This window comes from Oscillibacter sp. UBA6647 (assembly GCA_002455655.1).
Lineage (GTDB): Bacteria > Bacillota > Clostridia > Oscillospirales > Oscillospiraceae > Oscillibacter.
In genome coordinates this window covers 1-18022 of record DKLF01000008.1, presented here as the reverse complement: position 1 = coordinate 18022, position 18022 = coordinate 1, and the positions used below count along the sequence as shown (strand labels likewise).

General features: G+C 56.8%; 15 protein-coding genes. 3 read left to right on the top strand and 12 right to left on the bottom strand.

Annotated features, from left to right (window positions below):
- The 7 genes from carB to B2W96_RS00640 all read right to left on the bottom strand — a co-directional run.
- Nucleotides 1-3595 (bottom strand): carbamoyl-phosphate synthase large subunit (gene carB, locus B2W96_RS00670; protein ID WP_293007527.1); only part of this gene is annotated, 3595 nt, incomplete at its 3' end.
- Complete coding sequence (locus B2W96_RS00665; RefSeq protein WP_293007525.1) at nucleotides 3595-4659, bottom strand: carbamoyl phosphate synthase small subunit; 1065 nt, start codon at nucleotides 4657-4659, stop codon at nucleotides 3595-3597. The genes B2W96_RS00665 and carB, both read right to left, overlap by 1 nt.
- A 400-nt stretch (nucleotides 4660-5059) precedes the next feature.
- On the bottom strand, nucleotides 5060-6118 hold the full coding sequence (locus B2W96_RS00660) for a BMP family protein (protein ID WP_293007523.1): 1059 nt from the start codon (nucleotides 6116-6118) through the stop codon (nucleotides 5060-5062).
- Between the two features lie 55 nt (nucleotides 6119-6173).
- On the bottom strand, nucleotides 6174-7121 hold the full coding sequence (locus B2W96_RS00655) for an ABC transporter permease (RefSeq protein ID WP_293007521.1): 948 nt from the start codon (nucleotides 7119-7121) through the stop codon (nucleotides 6174-6176).
- Nucleotides 7121-8203: an ABC transporter permease gene (locus B2W96_RS00650; protein WP_293007519.1), complete on the bottom strand. Its 1083-nt coding sequence runs from the start codon at nucleotides 8201-8203 to the stop codon at nucleotides 7121-7123. The genes B2W96_RS00655 and B2W96_RS00650 overlap by 1 nt, the downstream gene beginning before the upstream one ends.
- On the bottom strand, nucleotides 8200-9717 hold the full coding sequence (locus B2W96_RS00645; RefSeq protein ID WP_293007517.1) for an ABC transporter ATP-binding protein: 1518 nt from the start codon (nucleotides 9715-9717) through the stop codon (nucleotides 8200-8202). Before B2W96_RS00645 ends, B2W96_RS00650 begins: the two co-directional genes overlap by 4 nt.
- A gap of 9 nt (nucleotides 9718-9726) precedes the next feature.
- Nucleotides 9727-10479 (bottom strand): 5-formyltetrahydrofolate cyclo-ligase, encoded by a 753-nt coding sequence (locus tag B2W96_RS00640; protein ID WP_293007515.1) that lies wholly within the window; start codon nucleotides 10477-10479, stop codon nucleotides 9727-9729.
- Between the two features lie 473 nt (nucleotides 10480-10952).
- Here B2W96_RS00640 and B2W96_RS00635 point away from each other — a divergent pair, with 473 nt between their 5' ends.
- Together B2W96_RS00635 and B2W96_RS00630 are read left to right on the top strand one after the other, a co-directional pair.
- Nucleotides 10953-11366 carry a Fur family transcriptional regulator gene (locus B2W96_RS00635; protein ID WP_293007513.1) on the top strand — a complete coding sequence of 138 codons (414 nt, stop codon included), beginning with the start codon at nucleotides 10953-10955 and terminating at the stop codon, nucleotides 11364-11366.
- Nucleotides 11367-11441: 75 nt separating this feature from the next.
- Entirely contained in the window at nucleotides 11442-12629 is a 1188-nt protein-coding gene (locus B2W96_RS00630; protein ID WP_293007511.1) for a GTP-binding protein, read from the top strand.
- 286 nt (nucleotides 12630-12915) lie between these two features.
- Here the strand turns inward: B2W96_RS00630 and B2W96_RS00625 are convergent, their stop codons facing one another.
- From B2W96_RS00625 to B2W96_RS00605, 5 genes are all read right to left on the bottom strand, one after another.
- On the bottom strand, nucleotides 12916-13938 hold the full coding sequence (locus B2W96_RS00625; protein WP_293007509.1) for an ATP-binding cassette domain-containing protein: 1023 nt from the start codon (nucleotides 13936-13938) through the stop codon (nucleotides 12916-12918).
- Complete coding sequence (locus B2W96_RS00620) at nucleotides 13935-14636, bottom strand: GTP-binding protein (RefSeq protein ID WP_293007507.1); 702 nt, start codon at nucleotides 14634-14636, stop codon at nucleotides 13935-13937. The genes B2W96_RS00625 and B2W96_RS00620 overlap by 4 nt, the downstream gene beginning before the upstream one ends.
- A 2-nt stretch (nucleotides 14637-14638) precedes the next feature.
- Entirely contained in the window at nucleotides 14639-15886 is a 1248-nt protein-coding gene (locus tag B2W96_RS00615; protein WP_293007505.1) for an ABC transporter substrate-binding protein, read from the bottom strand.
- Between the two features lie 220 nt (nucleotides 15887-16106).
- Complete coding sequence (locus tag B2W96_RS00610; protein WP_293007503.1) at nucleotides 16107-16547, bottom strand: Dps family protein; 441 nt, start codon at nucleotides 16545-16547, stop codon at nucleotides 16107-16109.
- Nucleotides 16548-16598: 51 nt separating this feature from the next.
- A complete protein-coding gene (locus B2W96_RS00605) occupies nucleotides 16599-17219 on the bottom strand; it encodes a superoxide dismutase (RefSeq protein ID WP_293007501.1) in 621 nt (206 codons plus the stop codon).
- 555 nt (nucleotides 17220-17774) lie between these two features.
- Here B2W96_RS00605 and B2W96_RS00600 point away from each other — a divergent pair.
- Nucleotides 17775-18022: metal-dependent transcriptional regulator (locus B2W96_RS00600; RefSeq protein ID WP_293007499.1), on the top strand; the 248-nt coding region annotated here is incomplete at its 3' end.

Genomic DNA, 18022 nt, shown 5'->3' with positions numbered 1-18022 from the left:
GCCGCCGCCCCGCGTCCAGCGAGGCCCGGCCCATGGACACGCAGGCGGAGGAAACCTGCCCGTTCATGACGGAAAGCTCCACGGCACGAACGCCGCTGACCGTTTCGATTTGCAGCTTTTCCTTATCTGTAAGCCCCTTGTCGTGCAGGTATTTCCCCATGCATAACAGTGCGCTGCCCGACATGCTCCCCTCGGACCCGTCGGCGTTGAACAGGCGCATTTTCGCGTCCGCCGTCTCGGAGCGCTGCATCAGGACGATGCCGTCTGCTCCCACGCCGGTGTGACGGTCGCACAATGTGATGCACAGGGATTCCGGGCAGGTGATGGCCCCGTCGAAATCCTCCAGAAACACGAAGTCGTTTCCGCAGGTCTGGAGCTTTGCAAAGGGAAGCCTTTGCCGTTTTGTCCGCAGGCGGCAGATGTCCACCAGCTCCGTATTCTCCTGCGTATAGCGGCTGGCAAGAATGTCTGAAAGAGCAGCGGCGGTATCCAGACTGGTAAGGCACGGAATCCCAAGCTGGACGCAGCGGTGGTTCAGATGGATGAAGTCCCGGATATACTCCGGCTCTGTGGAGCCGGTGAGAATCACAAAGTCGATCTCCCCCGCTTCCAGCAGCTTAAACACGCGGTTGTCCTGCCCCAGCTTACCCACAACCTCCACATCCGCGCCAAGGCGGGAGATTTCATAGGCCGTGCGCTCGGTTCCATAGAGCTTATAGCCCAAGTCCACCAGCTTGCGGGCAATATGCACCACCTCCGGCTGGTCCCGGCGGTTGACGGAGATGAGGATGCCGCCCCGGCGCTCCGGCTCCACCCGATAGCCCGCGGAAACCAGCCCTTTAAACAAGGCTTCCTGCAAATTCTTTCCAAGGCCCAGCACCTCCCCGGTGGATTTCATCTCCGGAGAAAGGGCGGCGTTTGCGTCAGTGAGCTTTTCAAAGGAGAAAACCGGCACCTTCACAGCCACATAGGGCGGCGTTTTATAAAGTCCCGTGCCGTATCCAAGGGTGCGCAGGGGCTGCCCGGTCATCACCCGGGCGGCAAGGTCCACCATGGGCACCCCCGTCACCTTGGAGAGATAGGGAACCGTGCGGCTGGCACGGGGATTCACCTCAATGACATACAGCTCGCCCTGATAGATTAAATACTGGATGTTGACAAGGCCCTTGGTCTTCAAGCTAAGAGCCAGCTTTTCCGAGCAGTCCACAATGGTTTTCAGCAGCCGGTCATTGATATTAAAGGGCGGATAGACCGCGATGGAATCCCCGGAGTGGACGCCGGTGCGCTCGATGTGCTGCATCACGCCGGGAATCAGCACGTCCGTCCCGTCGGAAATCACATCCACTTCCAGTTCCCGGCCCTGAAGATACTGGTCCACCAAAATCGGTTCTCCGTTTCCGTTGGTCAGAATCGGTTCCATATAGCGGCAGACCTCCGCCTCGTTGTGGGCGATGACCATGTTTTGCCCGCCAATGACGTAGGAGGGTCGCAGCAGCACGGGATAGCCCAACTCCCCGGCGGCGGAAAGGGCCTGCTTCAGGCTCTGCACCGCCCGGCCCTGCGGCCGCTTAATGGAAAACCGCTCCAACAGCGCGTCAAATTGCTCCCGGTCCTCCGCCATGTCGATGGATTCGGCAGAGGTGCCTAAGATTTTCACCCCCTGCGCGTCCAAAAATTTGGTCAGCTTGATGGCCGTCTGCCCTCCAAAGGCCACCACCACGCCCACCGGGCGCTCCACCTCGATAATGTGCATCACGTCCTCAGGGCACAGCGGCTCGAAATACAGCCGGTCGGCGGTGTCGTAGTCCGTGGAGACGGTTTCTGGGTTGTTGTTGACGATGACCACTTCATAGCCCAGCTTTTTCAGCGTCCAGACGCAGTGGACCGAGGAATAGTCGAACTCGATGCCCTGCCCGATGCGGATGGGGCCGGAGCCAAGCACCAACACCACAGGCTTTCCGCTGCGGGGAAAGGGCCGGGATTCGCAGGTCTTGTCAAAGCAGGCGTAGAAATAGGGGGTCTGCGCGTCAAACTCCGCCGCGCAGGTGTCCACCATTTTATAAACAGCGGCCTTTGCCCCGCCGGGAAGCACCGTCTCACCGGACAATCGCAGCAGCGACGCATCGGGATAGCCATACCGCTTTCCGGTTTCATAGTGCGCCGCAGTCAGGCCGTCTCTTGCAAGGCAGTTTTCAAAAGCCGCAAGATTTTGGAGCTTGCCCAGAAACCAGCGGTCGATTTTCGTAATCTGGTGGATTTCCTCCACGTCCACGTCCGCTTTCAGCGCCTCAAACACTGTGAAAAGCCGTCGGTCGTCCACCCGGGCCAGCCGTTCCCGCAAGGACGCGTTATCTCCGTCTTCCGCCGCACGGTTCAGCGTGTCCAGCCCGATTTCTGCACCCCGGACGGCCTTCATCATTGCCATTTCAAAGCCGGGGGCAATGGCCATCACCTCGCCGGTGGCTTTCATCTGGGTGCCCAGCTTCCGGCTTGCGTCGGCGAATTTGTCAAAGGGCCACTTGGGGATTTTCGCCACAATGTAATCCAGCGCAGGTTCAAAGCAGGCGCAGGTTTTACCCGTCACGTCGTTCTTGATTTCGTCCAGCGTATAGCCAAGGGCGATTTTCGCCGTGACCTTGGCGATGGGATAGCCCGTGGCCTTGGAGGCCAGTGCGGAAGAACGGGATACCCGGGGGTTCACCTCAATCACCGCGTAGCGGAAACTGTCCGGGTCCAGCGCCAATTGGCAGTTGCATCCGCCCACGATGCCAAGTGACGAGATGATGTCCAGCGACGCGGTACGCAGCATTTGGAACTCCCGGTCCGAAAGGGTCTGGGCGGGGGCCACCACGATGGAGTCTCCGGTGTGGACCCCCACGGGGTCCAGATTTTCCATGGAGCACACGGCAATGACGTTTCCGGCGGCGTCCCGAATCGTCTCGAACTCAATTTCCTTCCAGCCGAAGATGGCCCGCTCCACCAGAATCTGAGAGATGGGGGACGCGTCCAGCCCGGTGCCGGCGATAATCCGCAGCTCCTCCCGGTCCGCCGCCGCGCCGCCGCCCGCGCCGCCCAGCGTAAACGCCGGGCGGACGATAACGGGATAGCCAATCCGCTCCGCCACCGCCAATGCCTCGTCCACGGTCTGCGCGATGTCCGAGGGGACCACCGGCTGGCCGATGGCCTCCATGGCCTCTTTAAACAGCTCCCGGTCCTCCGCCTTGGAAATGGCCTCCGCACTGGTCCTCAGCAGGCGGACCCCCTCCCGCTCCAAAAAGCCCTCCTTGGCAAGCTGCATGGCAAGGGTCAGCCCGGTCTGCCCGCCGAGGGAAGCCAGAATGCTGTCCGGCCGTGTTTTTTTGATAATGCGCTTCACCGTGGTGACGGTGAGAGGCTCTAAGTAAATTTCGTCCGCCATGGCCTGATCGGTCATGATGGTGGCGGGATTGGAGTTGCACAAAACCACCTCCACCCCCGCCTCTTTTAAAACGCGGCAGGCCTGTGCCCCCGCGTAGTCAAATTCGGCGGCCTGTCCGATGACAATGGGTCCGGAGCCGATGACCAGTGTTTTTTTAATCGACGTATCCAAAGGCATTACAGGCACTCTCCTTTCATCAGCACGGCAAAGCGGTCAAACAGAAACGCGGTGTCCTCTGGCCCGGAGCGGGCCTCCGGATGGAATTGGACGGTAAACGCCCCCAACTCCGGATAGTCGATGCCCTCGCAGGTGCCGTCGTTGGCGTTAACATAACGGACGCGCCCGGCGGGCAGAGAATCGGCGTCCACCGCGTAGCCGTGATTCTGGCTGGTAATAAAGGTTCGGGGGCCGCCCATGTCCCGGACCGGCTGGTTTACGCCCCGGTGGCCGTATTTCATCTTATAGGTTTGTCCGCCCAGCGCCAGCGCCAGAAGCTGGTGACCAAGGCAGATACCGAACAGGGGCAGCTTTCCTGCAAGCTCCCTGAGCTGGTCAATCTGAAATTTCGCCTCCGCCGGGTCTCCGGGACCGTTGGAGAGCATGACGCCGTCCGGCTTCATGGCCAGCACCTCCGCCGCCGTGGTCATGGCAGGCAAAACCGTCACCTCACAGCCCCGCTTTTGAAGCTCCCGAACGATGTTGCGCTTGGCGCCATAGTCCAACAGGGCCACGGAATGCTTCTTTTCCCCCGCCGCCGGGTAGACGAGGGACTCCTTACAGGTAACGGCCTCCACCGCGCCGGTGACGGCGTACTTTTGCAGCTGCTCCAGCCCGGCGGGCGGCTCGGCGCAAATTGTGGCGTTCATGACTCCGTGCTCCCGGATTATCCGGGTCAGTTCCCGGGTGTCCACCCCGCAGATGCCCGGAACGTTCTCCTGCTTGAGGTATGCATTCAAATCCATTTCACAGCGGAAGTTGGACGGGGCGGCGCACCACTCCCGGGCAACATAGCCCCGAACGGCGCAGCTTCCCTCGAAATCCCCCGGAATTACGCCGTAGTTTCCCATCAGGGGATAGGTCTGCAACACAATCTGCCCGTGATAGCTGGGGTCCGTCAGCGTTTCAAGATAGCCGCACATGCCGGTGGTAAACACCAGCTCCCCCACCGTGTCCCTGCCTGCGCCGAAGCGAACCCCCTCAAATACCTGCCCGTCCTGCAAAACCAGATACGCCTTTTCCATGCCTTTTTGACCGTCCCTTTCCCGTCCGCAATCCCACCTTGGCGGCTCCTTCTTATTTTAATTATTATCTGCTTTTCAGGTTCTTCCGTCAATCCATTTATGCAAATTTATTCATAAATATATGAATAATATTCTTCCGAGAAGCGCTCTTCTTTTTGTTTATTTTGATGCAGTCTTTAATTGCCCTGACCTTTGTCCCCTTGGGCCTCCGGCTCATATTTAAAATACTTTATAATGTCCTCAGACAAGTGAATCTTTATAATGCATCCGCTTTTTTACGAAGCGCAGAGCGGCCCCCGTCCCCCGGCTGCACAAGAGCTTGTTCAGGCCGCCCGTGGGGCGGGCCTGAACAAGCTCAAAGAAGTGGGGCTCAATATGGGCCCCGGAGTGTGGGGCAGTCTCAGTTTTCGTTGTAATTAGGGGTAATTACCAGCTCGCCGCTCTTGATCTGATCGATCACGGCGTTCACCTGATCGGCCACGTCGGCAGAAACCTCGGCGCTGAAGGCAGCCATGCTGACCACGCCGTCGTGCAGGCCGGGGAACGCCTGTCCGCCATAGCCGCCCGCCTTGATGAGGTCAATCTGGGAGGAAATCATGTAGGGGATGTCCACCATCATGGAGGTGAGGCACAGCCCGTCGGCAACCAGAGAGGACTGGTCGGAGGTATAGCCGATACAGTAGACCTTTTCGGCACTGCACGCTTCCAAAACACCAAGGCCCGTGTGGTCGCAGGTCTGTAAAATTACGTCCACACCGTCCTCAATCATGGCGATAGCGGTTTCTTTTCCAAGGGCGGAGTCGTCAAAGGTTCCGGTAATGACGGTTTTCACCTCAATGTCGGCGCCGACGCTGGCCACGCCCTCAATAAATGCATTTTTATCGGACTGCTGGGTGGTGTTGTTACCGCCGCCCACATAGCCGACCTTGCCGCTCTCAGTCATCAGGGCGGCAACCACGCCGGAGACATAGGCCCCTTCGCACTCGCGATAGTCCGCAAACATGATGTTGGCGGGCAGGTCCGCTTCGGCAATGTCCTCGGGGGCGTTGCCGGTGATGAAGAAATTCACATTGGGATAGTCCGCCGCCACGCGGCAGCAGGCGTCTCCATACTGGGCGCCGTGTCCGATGACGAAGTCATAGCCGTCCTCGCAATAGCTGCGGAACACCGCCTCCATATCGTTGGAGCCGACATTCTCCGTATACGCTACCTCGTAGCCCGCGTCCTTGATCTGCATCAGACCCTCGTACGCGGTCTGGTTCCAAGATTCGTCCGTGATGGAGCCGGGCAGCAAAATGGCGATTTTGGAGACGGTGGAGCGGTCGCTCACCGCGGAGGACGCGCCGCCCGATGCGGGGGCGGAGGATTGACCGGCGGGGCTGCCGCCGCAGCCGGCAAGCATTCCGGCGGACAGAGCCAGCGTCAGGGCAAGAGAGAGCATCTTCGTGTGTCTTTTCATAAGAGACCTCCTAAAAATATATCATATCTTCCTTTGGAAGCGGGGGATTTGTGCGTCAGCGGCGTTCCCGCTCAAAGGGTATGCCCAACTCTTGCGGCGCTCTGATATTCCGGCCCGCCAGAACCAGCACCAGAACGGTAATCAGATAGGGAAGCGCCACAAAAAATTGATAGGGCAGGGACGAGCCCAACACCTGCAAGCGGATTTGCAAAGCCTGAATGGAACCGAAGCCAAAGGCGGCAACCACCGCCATCAGCGGGTTCCAGCGGGCCAAAATTACGATGGCAAGGCAGATAAAGCCCCGGCCCGCTGAAATGGCCTCCGTAAACGTGCCGACGGAGCTCAGCGTCAGCGAGGCCCCCGCCACCCCGGCGGAAAATCCGCAGAACAGATATGAGAGGAATCGAAACCGGGCAACCCGGATGCCGCAGGCCTGCGCCGCCTTGGGATTTTCCCCCGCAGCCGCCAGCCGAAGGCCCAGCTTCGTTTTCGCAAGCACAAAGTACACTCCCGCCGCCAGCAAGACGGAAAGATAGGTCAAAATATCCTGATTGAAAAAAACGTCTCCGATCAATGGCAGCTTGCTCAGGCCCGGAATCGGGATATGAGAAAACGTTTCCACCGAAATGTTGGCGTTGGAGGTTCCAAAAATCAGGCGGTTTAAGAAATTGGTGAAGCCCATGGCAAAAATATTGAACATGATGCCAACAATCGCCTGATCCTGCCGAAGTAGCACGGACCAGACCGCCACGATGACGCTGCTGAGCATTCCCGCCACCGCGCCCATCAGAACGCCTGCCCACAGGCTTCCAGTGCGCAGGGCGAACAGATAGGAGAAAAACGCGCCGAAGAGCATTTCGCCCTCGATGCAGATGCCCATGACCCCGGCTTTTTCCGAAAGGGTATCCCCCACGGAGCCATAAATCAGCGGGACGCTTTGCCGCACGCCGGAGGCGAACAGCGCCGCGAGAAACCCGGCGTTGAAAACACTGGCTGCATCCATCAGCTTCTGTCCCCCTTCCTTCCAAGCTTCATGCCGCCCACTGCCATTCCCAGCAGGACAAACAGCACAATGAGTGCCTCCAACACGCTGGTAAACGAGGTTGGAATCCCGGTTTTCACCTGCATGGTCACAGAACCTGCCGAAAGCAGCGCCATAAACAGCGCGGCAGCGGCGATTCCCAATGGATGAAGCCCGCCCAGCATGGCCACCACGATTCCGCCAAAGCCGAAGTCTCCCGCCACGCCCTCCATCAGCCGCATAGTGTTGCCGCTGATTTGCAGCGCACCCGCAAGGCCGCACAGCGCGCCGCTGAGCACCATGGCAAGAAAGTAATACCGATCCTTGGGCACGCCGCCGTAAACAGCGGCTTTTTCACTGCCTCCCAACGCGCGCAGGCGATAGCCAAAGGCGGTGCGCCGCACAATCACGCCGTAAACCACCGTCAGCGCCAGCGCAATCAGCACGCCCCAGTTCAGCCGGGAGGAGGCCCACAGCTTGGGCAAGGCCGCCGCCAGCTTGGCGGACTGCGGCTCCGCGCCGCTGCGCAGCGGGTAAAACACCAGATAGCTGATGATCTGCCGGGCCACATAATTGAGCATCAGGGTGATGATGATTTCACTTGCGTGAAACTTAAATTTAAAATACCCGGCAATCGCCGCCCAGCCTGCCCCCAGCGCAATTCCCAGTAAAATTCCCGCCGGGAGGGACCAGAATCCCAGCGCGCCGCCCACGGGGGGAATCCCCATCAAGGTCATACCCAGCGCACCGAAGAGCATCTGCCCCTCTCCGCCCAGGTTGCTGAGCTTTGCGTGGAAGGCAAAGGACACGCCGATTCCCACCAGCAGCAGCGGCGTGAAGTGCATGGACACCTCGCCCAGCGCCGTGACGGAGGTCAGCGGGCGGATCAGCATGTAATAATAGGCTTCCAGCGGATTCGCCCCCACCGCCAGAATAAACACGGAGCCAACCAGCATCGCCGCCGCCACAGCCGCCGGAAGCAAAAGAAGCTTGCCAAGGCCGCCCTGTCTCTTCCCTGCAAGACCGCCGCCCATGGAAGCCACAAGGGAGGATACTCTATTCATGCCTGTCCTCCCATCATCATCAGGATGATATTCTGGGGCGTGGTTTCTTCTGGTCGGCACTCGCCCACCACGCGGCCCCGGTACAGCACCACAATCCGGTCGGAAAGGGCAAACAGCTCGTCCAAATCACCGGAAAACAGCACAACTCCAACGTCCGCTTCCTTGGCCCGGGTCAATTGACTGCGTACAAACCACGCGGCTTTCATATCCAGTCCCCGGGTGGGATAGGAGCACACAAGGGCCTTAGGCGCGCCCCCCAGTTCCCGGGCGAGAATAAACTTTTGCAGATTGCCGCCGGAGAGGTTGGCACTGCGGGTCGTGCAGTCCGCCCCCCGCACGTCAAACTCCTCCATGGCCCGGGAAGCCTGCCCTGCCGCCGCGCGAAGGTCCGTCAGTCCGTGCCGCTTTGGCCAGTTTCGATTGCGCAGCAGCCAGTTTTCCCGAAGCGGGAAATTCGGAACAGTGCCCACGGTATTCCGGTCGGAGGGGATATAGCCTACGCCGCTTTCAATAAAACTGCCCGCCTTTGCAAAGTCCAGCGTCTTCCCGTCCACCTGAACCGCCCCGGAAGAAGCGGGCCGCACACCGGCAAGGACCTCGGCCAGCTCATCCTGTCCGTTTCCCTCAACCCCTGCCACGCCCACGATTTCCCCGCAGTGCACCTTAAGGTCCACGCCGTTCAGCGTCTTCACCCCACGGTCGTCAAGCCCTTCAAGCTGCCGGCAGGAAAGGCACACCCGCTCCCCGGCGGGCTTTTTGACATAGCCGCCAAGGTCCGGCAGGTCGTCGCCGGACATCATCCGCAGGATGAGGGCCTGATCGGCCTGCGCCGTATCTACCTCTCCCGTGACCTTTCCGTGGGAAAGGACGCTGATCCGGTGGCTGACCCGCAGCACCTCTCCCAGCTTATGACTGATAAAAATGACGCCCTTGCCCTGCGCCGCCATCTCCCGAATCATCTCAAACAGCGCCTCGCACTCCTGCGGCAGCAGCACGGCGGTTGGTTCGTCCAGAATCAGGATTTCCGCGCCGGTGTACAGCAGTTTTAAAATCTCAATTTTCTGCTGCATGCTGATGCTCAGCCGCTCCACGGGACAGTCCAGCTCCACTTCGATGTGATACTGCTCCTTCAGCTTTTCAAGCTCTGCACGTACTTTTTTCCGATTCCAGACAGTCAAAGAAGCCGTCCCGTCCATCAGGCACACATTCTGCACCGCGTCAAATCGTCCCACCATCATAAAATGCTGGTGCACCATGCCGATGCCTTGGCGCATGGCGTCCTCCGGGCCGGAGATTTTCACCTCCCGGCCGTGGAGCAGGATGCGGCCCGCGTCGGGACGGTACATGCCGAAAATAATATTCATGAGGGTGCTTTTTCCCGCGCCGTTTTCCCCCAGCAGGGCCAGCACCTCTCCGCTGTTTAAATGCAGGTCGATGGAGTCGTTGGCCACTGTCGCACCAAAGTATTTTGAGATGCCCCGCAGCTCCAGAAGTCTGGTTTCAAGCTCTTTCATAGCGACTTCTTATTTGCAGTGAGTCCGGCACCACAGCTCCTGCACCGGGGGAATCTGCTCCCGCATTCCGGGGGCGAGACGGCACCAGATGATGCCCTTGGCGGGCCGGGGAAACTCATGGCGGGTTTCAAGAATCCGGGTGGGGGTCACGATGTAATCAATCGCCGTGTCATATTCCTCCACGGTCACGTCCACGTCCGCCACCTGACAGTCGTGGCCCGCGCCGATAATCACGGTGGACGCATCCGCCATTCCGCAGGAAGACAGCATGGCCCACTCCAGATCGAAGTACCCGTGTCCCTTGCCGAAGCGGATGCCGCTGGGCGTGATGGCGGAGGCCCCGGTGACCATCATGTCGATGTGGCCCACACTCTTGGCCAACTGTTCCAGCGTCTGATGCTTCCAGTAGCGGGACACACCGTCAAGCAGTGAGGCAACCTCCTCCTTTCCCGCGGGAATCTGGCCGGGGGCGATCATAAAAAAACCGCGGGTAATGCCATAATTGGTCATGACCACGGTTTTTTGATCCCGAAACGCCTGCTCCCGCAGCGTCTCCAAATTATTGTCGGGGGTGATAAAAATCACCTTCGCGTTTTTATATAGTTCCGTTGCCGTCAGCAGCGCGGTTCCCTGCTCGCTGCCCTCGTAATCACAAATAAACTCCGAAAACTCCCAGCTAAACTTGGAGTCCGGCTTCGCCACTTTCAAAAGGTCCTCCCAGATTTTGACCCGCGCGGTTTTTGCGTCCATCCTTGCTTCCATCCCGTTCTCCTTCTCCTTTATCCCCGTTCTCCTTCTCCTTTATCCCCGTTCTGCCAAAATTGCCGGGAATAAAGGTAATACCTCTATAATTGGCTATCTGATATCATAGCATCAAATCCCTCTCTGTCAAGACGCCAAAAAATAATTTGGATTTTTGCACAAAGCACACAGAAACCCACTCCTGAAAATTTGACAGAACCGGATGGGACGGCTTTCCTTATGGTAAGCACCCCGTTTGCTGTTGGGTTCCCTGTCAGGGTTATAACGGCGGCCCATTCCCGCATGGGCGTGGCTTATTCCGGCGCACCGTCCCTGAAACGCTTGACTTTTGGAAATTCTGCGTATATAATCAACTTAAATGCAAATGAGTTGCATTTGCATTTGAGATTAGCATTACACCCCGCGTACTCCGAAAATCAGCCCAGAGGACAGCGACCCCTATCCCCTTTTAAAAAAGTGACGAGGTGAATCCCGTGAAAGAAAATAAGACGGTATGGCAGGCGGGCGTGAAGCGAACGCGACAGCGGGAAAGCGTGCTGGCAGTTCTTGAACATTCCGACAAGCCCCTGAGCGCGGCGGAAATTTGTTCCAAAATTGAACTGGACGGGGACACCGTCTGGATGTCCACCGTCTACCGGGTGCTGGAGCTTTTTGTTGAAAAGGGCGTGGCCCTTAAAACCACCGTGCTGAACAATGAAATGGCCGTGTATGAGCTGAACCGCTTTCAGCATAAGCATTATGCCGTATGCATGAAGTGTCGCAAGATTATCCCCATGGGCAACTGCCCCATGGAGAATTTTACGCCGATGCTTGCGGAGGAGGGCTTTCAGATTGTGGGACACAATCTGGAGGTGTTTGGCTATTGCAGAGATTGCAGGTCCCGCTGACCGGCGTTTTTATCAGAATGCGCGGAGTCCGCAAATCCATCGTCCACATCCCATTGAATTCGGAAAGGAAATCCTATGCAAACGAGAATCCCCGTAACCGTCCTGTGCGGCTATCTTGGGTCAGGAAAAACGACTCTGCTCAACTATCTTTTAAACAGTGACCACGGCTATAAAATCGCAGTGATTGTCAACGACATGAGCGAGGTAAACATTGATGCGGAGCTGGTGAAGCAAGGCAGCTTCCGCCGCGCGCAGGAGGAGCTGGTCCAGATGCAGAACGGCTGCATCTGCTGCACTCTGCGGGGCGACCTGCTCAAGGAGGTGGACAGGCTTTCCGCCCTTGAAACCATCGACTACATTCTCATTGAAGCCTCGGGTATCAGCGAGCCCATCCCCATCGCCATGACGTTTGTGTGCTACGACGAAAGTCAGAGCGTAAATCTGGCGGAGAAAACGCGGCTGGATACCATGGTAACCGTGGTGGACGCGCACCGCTTCTGGTCGGATTTTGGGTCTGGAGACGCACTGATTGCCCGGCAGAGTGCAGACGAAGACGAATCGGAGGATATCACCGACCTTCTGATCTCGCAGATCGAGTTTTGCAATGTAATCCTGCTGAACAAGTGTGACTTGCTTTCCCCGGATGAGGTGGCGCAGGTGGAGGCCGTGCTTCGGACGTTACAGCCCGAGGCAAAGCTGCTCCGCTCCGTACGGGGCGTGGTCCCTCCCTCTGAGATTTTAAATACCAAGCGCTTTGATTTTGAGCGGGCTTACGACTCCGCAGGCTGGCTGAAGGAGCTTAACCGCGAATCCCACACGCCCGAGACGGAGGAATTTGGCATCACCTCGTTTGTGTACGAGCGGGTCCGCCCCTTTCACCCCCAGCGGATCAACGATTTTCTGATGGAACGATACCCCGAGTCCGTGGTGCGGGCCAAAGGATTTATGTGGCTGCCAAACCACAACGATGTGGTCATCCTGATGGAGCAGGCAGGCAGAAACATCGAAATATCACCCGTAGATTACTGGGCCGCAGCCATGTCGGAGGAGGACCGGGCGGAATATCTGAAGGACGAGCCGGAGCTTTCCAAAAAATGGGACGCCGAATACGGCGACCGGCGCAACCAGCTTGTCTTTATCGGCATTCATCTGGACCGGGATGAGATTGTGGCAGAGCTTGACGGCTGCCTGCTGACGGACGCGGAGCTGCAAACCGACTGGCAGACCCTGCCGGACCCCTTTGCCTGGGAGCTGGATGAGTGATTGGCGTACGGTACAAAACCCCGCTCCGTTGCCTGAGCGCTATCAAGCACTGAAAAACGATGCTTCCTCTCCTGCGATTATCTACCCATTGCCGAGAACAGCGTATTTTTTTACATAGCAAAGAAAAACAGAGCGCAAAGCGAAAATCGCTTTGCGCTCTGTTTTGCGCTTACGGCTGTTCGGTTTTACCCACACTGTCCTTATCATCCACACTCATTGCCTTGACATTTGGGGCGGGGCCGCCATCGACGTATAAATATTGCCCCTGTTTTTAATGACGGGCTCCTTACTGCCCAGCCCCTTGCCGATTTAAGTCAGCGGCGGAAAGCGCGCTTCCACTGCGCAGCTTATGCCGCGCGTGCTGGACCACGGCGTCCATTTTTTCAAGTTCCTCCAGCAGGGCCTTTTCCTCGGGACTGGTTTCAACAACCTTGCTGATGCCGCCGTTTTTGATGACAATACGCTTGTCGGCAATCAGAGCCAGCAGCGGGTCGTGAGTCGCCATCAGCACAATTTTATCCTCAGCCACCAGCAGCTCCAGTGCCTTCTTCCGGTCAATGCCTGCATTTTCAATCTCATCGATCAGTACGATGGGTGAGGAGCTTAAAATGGCGGTGTCCGCAATCATCAGCGCCCGGGACTGTCCCCCGGATAGGCTGGTCACGGGGGTGTCCATGCGGAACTGCTCCCCCGCAAGGTTGTTGGCCTCCTCAATGATGCGATCAATCACCGCGTCCGGGTCCTCCCGCAGGCGGCTTTGGGCATGAAGTTCCAAAAATTCCCGCACGGTCAAATCCATCACGAAATTCATGTTCTGTGAAAGCTGAGCTACCAGCTTGTTGTTGGAGGAAAACCGCCACTTGTTGTCGGGAACCTCCTCGTTGATTAAAATGCTGCGCCCGGTGGGCGTATCGTTCTGGGCGGCCCACTCGATATCCGCCAGCAGGCGGCTTTTCCCCGAGCCGGTGGGGCCGACAATGGAGACAATTTCGGAGGCGTGAATTGTGAACCGCTCAAAGCCCTCTGCTCCGCCGGACTTGTCATGCCCGGGAAGAATGGTCAGCGAGTGCACCTGATTGGACGCGCCCAGCCCCAGAAATTCCTGCATCTGGGCAATAAACACCTCAAGATCGGACAGCAGCTTTTCCCGGTCAATGGCCAGATCCTCCAGCTCGTCCTGGGTGAAATGCTCTAAATACCGGGGAAAGGTCAGCTCCTCATAGCCGGAGACATCCAGCTTGTTCTGCTCGAAATACGCCGCCGCGTAAGGGTACTCCGCCAGCAGGCGGGCAATGCTCAAGTCCGTCATTTGCCGTCCACCCCCAAGTCCATCTTTTTCACGTTGCCCATCTGGAACGCCTCGCCAATGCGGGTTTCACCCAGACAGTAGGAGCAAAGCGCCGCCGGCATGGGAAAGCGAAGCTGCATCCCCTGCACCGAGTCCACCCGCTGGGACTCGTCGTAAATCAAAGTTCCCAGCTCATAGGCCCCTTGGCCCGTCAGGCCGTTGACATGCATGGTGACGGCCTTTGGATTCACCGAGCTGACCCGGGAGGCAAACACCTCCCGCTCCGCCTGAGAGACGATGTCCCCCTTGGTGATGACCACCAGATCGGCAGACTTCAGCATGGGCCCGATTTTTTTCGGCGTGTTGATGCCGGAGAGGTTGTCGATGACGCACACGCCCTTGATGTCCTTGATATAGGGCGAGCAGCGGTTGCACAGTCCGGCGGATTCGCTGATGAGCAAGTCCAGCCCCGCATGATTTCCCCAACGGACGATTTCCTCAATGTTGGAAGCAAAGAAGTGGTCGGGGCACAGCGCCCCGGAAAGTCCCTTTTTTACGGGTACGCCCGCCTTTTCATAGGCCACGTCGTCGTCGGTATACAGACAGTCAAACTTCACCACGCCCACCCGGATACCCCGGTTTTGCAGGGACGCAATGGTTTTCAGAATGACTGAGGTCTTCCCCGACGAGGGAGGGCCAGAAAAAATCGTCAGATTCATATTCAATCCTCCTTATATGCCTGAAAAAACAGCTCCTCCGTGGTTTTAATCAACTGCCCGATGTCATGCTGGTGGATATAGTCCCACCCCAGCCACATAAAGCCTTGATCGGGACGCAGACCGTTGTCCACCAGCGGATTGGTGGAGGGGAATTTGCCCCCGGAGGTAAAGACTTCGCCCACTTCCTTGGAGAACAGAAAGTCCACAAAGGGCTTGATCTTTTCCTTGGAGGCGCCCTTTGCCAGCAGGAAAATGGGGCTGACAATCGCACCGTCCTTGGGCCACACGGGAATCATGGGACCCTTGGCGTCCAGCATCTGGGTGAAGAAATAAGGGGCGATGGTCACGGCGGGAATGGCATTTTCTCCCCGTTTAATATGAGATTTCACCATCTGGGCGGGGTGCATGCTGCGCAGCATGGCACGGCCCAGCTTGGTGACACCCTCCTCGCCATAATAGCGGTAAATGTGCAGCAGCAGCGCGTTGAACAAATCCAAGTCCCGTGTGGGAAGGGATACGCTGTTCTCAAACTCCGGACGGAGCAAATCCTCCCAGCTTTCGGGGCAGGGCCGGTCCCCCAGCGCCGCGGTGTTCACCATGAAAATGGCGGGAACCACGCCGATGATGGCATACTGCCCCTTCGGGTCCCTCAGGCTCAGGCGCTCGTTTTCAAAATCCGGGTTCAAATGCTCCACACCGGAGATTTCCTCGAATACCCCCGCGTCCCGGTACTGCCCCATCAGCGTCTGGTCGAAAAACAAATCAAAGCCCGCCGACAGATACAGATCGGACAGCCTTTCAGGGTTTCCGCCCGCCTCCAGCACCCGCGCCTTGATGTGGTCAAGCCCCATGCTGGCGGCCTGTAAGCTGTAATCCACTTCAAAGCCAAAGCTGTCCTTCTTTTCATTGAACCAGCTTTCAAACCGCTCCAGCAGGGGAATCCGGATGGGACAGGGCAGCACGCCCTCGATGCGCACATCGGCCCCGGTTTCCTTTTTCATCTGGGTAAGCCCCGTGGAAACGCTGTACTGGCTTTGCTCAATTGCGTCCTCCAGCTTGTTTACAAACAGCTCCACATTCATTTTTTTGCTGCGCAGAGCTGTTTCCAGTGAAATGGTTTTGCCCAGCGTTTTTCTCATCATCTCGTTTTTCAGCGGCTCAAAGCCGTTGGCCGCCAAAAAGGCAATCAGCTCCGGGTATTTCTCCGTAATATCGTAGATGCTGTCCGTCACCTTAAAATAATTTGCCATAAAAGCCTTCCTTTCAGGTCTGTTCGGTTTTGTCCGCTCTTCGCTTGTATCTGTTTTTTATATCTGAAGTATACCACGGCAGGGTGATTATTCACGTTGTTTTTCCAACGTTTTAAAAATTTCTGTAAGTGCGAGCTAACCTGCCTGTTAACAGAAGAAAACAGTACGGCCATGAAGGCCGTACTGTTTTTCGTATTTTTTTCGGTATGGAGAAATCCGACTATCCCAGATAAGACTGAAGCATCCACAAAAGCTTCTGGTATTCGCTCAAATAGCCGTTAAACTGATCGGCCGTGGCGCCGTCGCCCGCCTCGTCCGCGAGCTGCGCAATCTCCTTTGTGTCCCGAATCCAGTATTCTACGTCTGACATAAGGCTTCGCATAGTGTCCTCCGAGGAAACAGGCACGTCCTCCCGCTCCTTAATGGTGGTCATGGTCAGCGCCTTTTTCAGGCTGGCCACCGGGGATTGCCCAAGAGCCAGCAGCCGCTCGGCCACCTCGTCAATGATGACCGCGGTCTGGTCGTAAAGCCCCTCCAGCTTGGTATGGAGGGTGAAGAAGCTCCGCCCTTTCACATACCAATGGAGATTGTGCAGCTTGATATAGGCAACCTCCTGATTTGCAAGGTATACGTTCATTTTTTCATACAAGTTTGCGCTCATAAAGCACGCCTCCTTATCATTATTTTATCGCTTGCAGGGCAGCGGGGACGATTATTCTCCCCGCTTTACCCGCTCATAGTTCTCCGCCACCGTATCCCAGCGAACAACGTTGTAAAATGCCTTCACATAATCGGCACGCAGGTTTTTATACTTAAGGTAATACGCATGCTCCCACACGTCGATGCCCAGAATGGGAACATAGCCCATTCCCTCCATGAGGGGGTTGTCCTGATTCGGGCCGGAGGAAAGCACCAGCTTTCCATCACGATTGGCGGACAGCCATGCCCAGCCGGACCCGAACTGGCCCGTGGCCAATGCCCCAAGCTTCTCCTGAAGGGCGGAAACACTTCCAAATTCCTGCTCCAGCAGCTTTGAAAAGGCTCCCGTGGGTTCCTTCCCGCCGTCGGGCCCCATGGTGGAGAAATAAAGGTTGTGGTTGTAAAATCCTCCGCCATTGTTGCGGATGGCCTGCCGAACAGCGGGGTCCTCAATGTCCCCCAGCGAGCGCAGCAGCTCTTCAATTTCCTTATTGACGCCGGCCTTTGCCACCGCGTCGTTGAGGTTTTTCGTATATGCGGCATGATGTTTGGAATAATGCGTCTCCATGGTCAGCGCATCAATGTGCGGCTCCAGAGCGTCGTAAGCATAAGGCAGTTTATATTGTGTGTACATATTTAAACCTCCTGAATCAATTTTGGTTAGTTATTACTAACTTATGTAATGTCATTATATCCCACATATTTTCGGAAAGCAAGTCCTCCGTGACAAAAGACGCAAATTGTTTACAATTGGCAATCGTTCGCGTAATCAGATATGCACATCTTCCCAGCCGCCGGAAAAACTGGCACCTCCGCTTAAATCATGGAGCGTCTCACAAAAACGGGAAGGCAATGCAAAAATCAGATTGAAACGCCGCATAAAGAAGCGAAGAGTTTCTGATCGGGGAGGTGCAGGCGATATCGCCTTGATATTAAAAAAACACTTGCAGTCCGCTTTGTTTTGGCATATACTTAAAATTATATTTAGGTATCCCTAAAATTAGTGATGTGCAGATAACGAATGGAGAAGCTATGGACGCTTATATCAAACGGCTGCTGCTTCGTAAGATTCCGATATTAACTGCAATCGCTCTGGTTCTGCTGTTTGGCACGCTTGCAAAGCTGTTTGCAGGATAGGGCTTCAAGCGGCACGGTGCAGAGCAATTGCGAAAAAGCGGAGGGAAACGATATGACGCCGAATAAAGAAGACTACTTGAAAGCCGTTTATAAGCTGAGCGGTGTGAATAATCTGGTGAGCAATAAGCAGATTGCGGAAGCTCTTCAGATTTCGCCCGCCTCGGTGACGGAAATGCTGGGAAAAATGAAAAAGGAAGGGCTGATTTATTATGAGCCCTATAGGGGCTCTCGCCTGACGGACGGGGGCGTAACCGCCGCCATCTCTCTGGTACGCGGGCATCGCCTGTGGGAGGTGTTTCT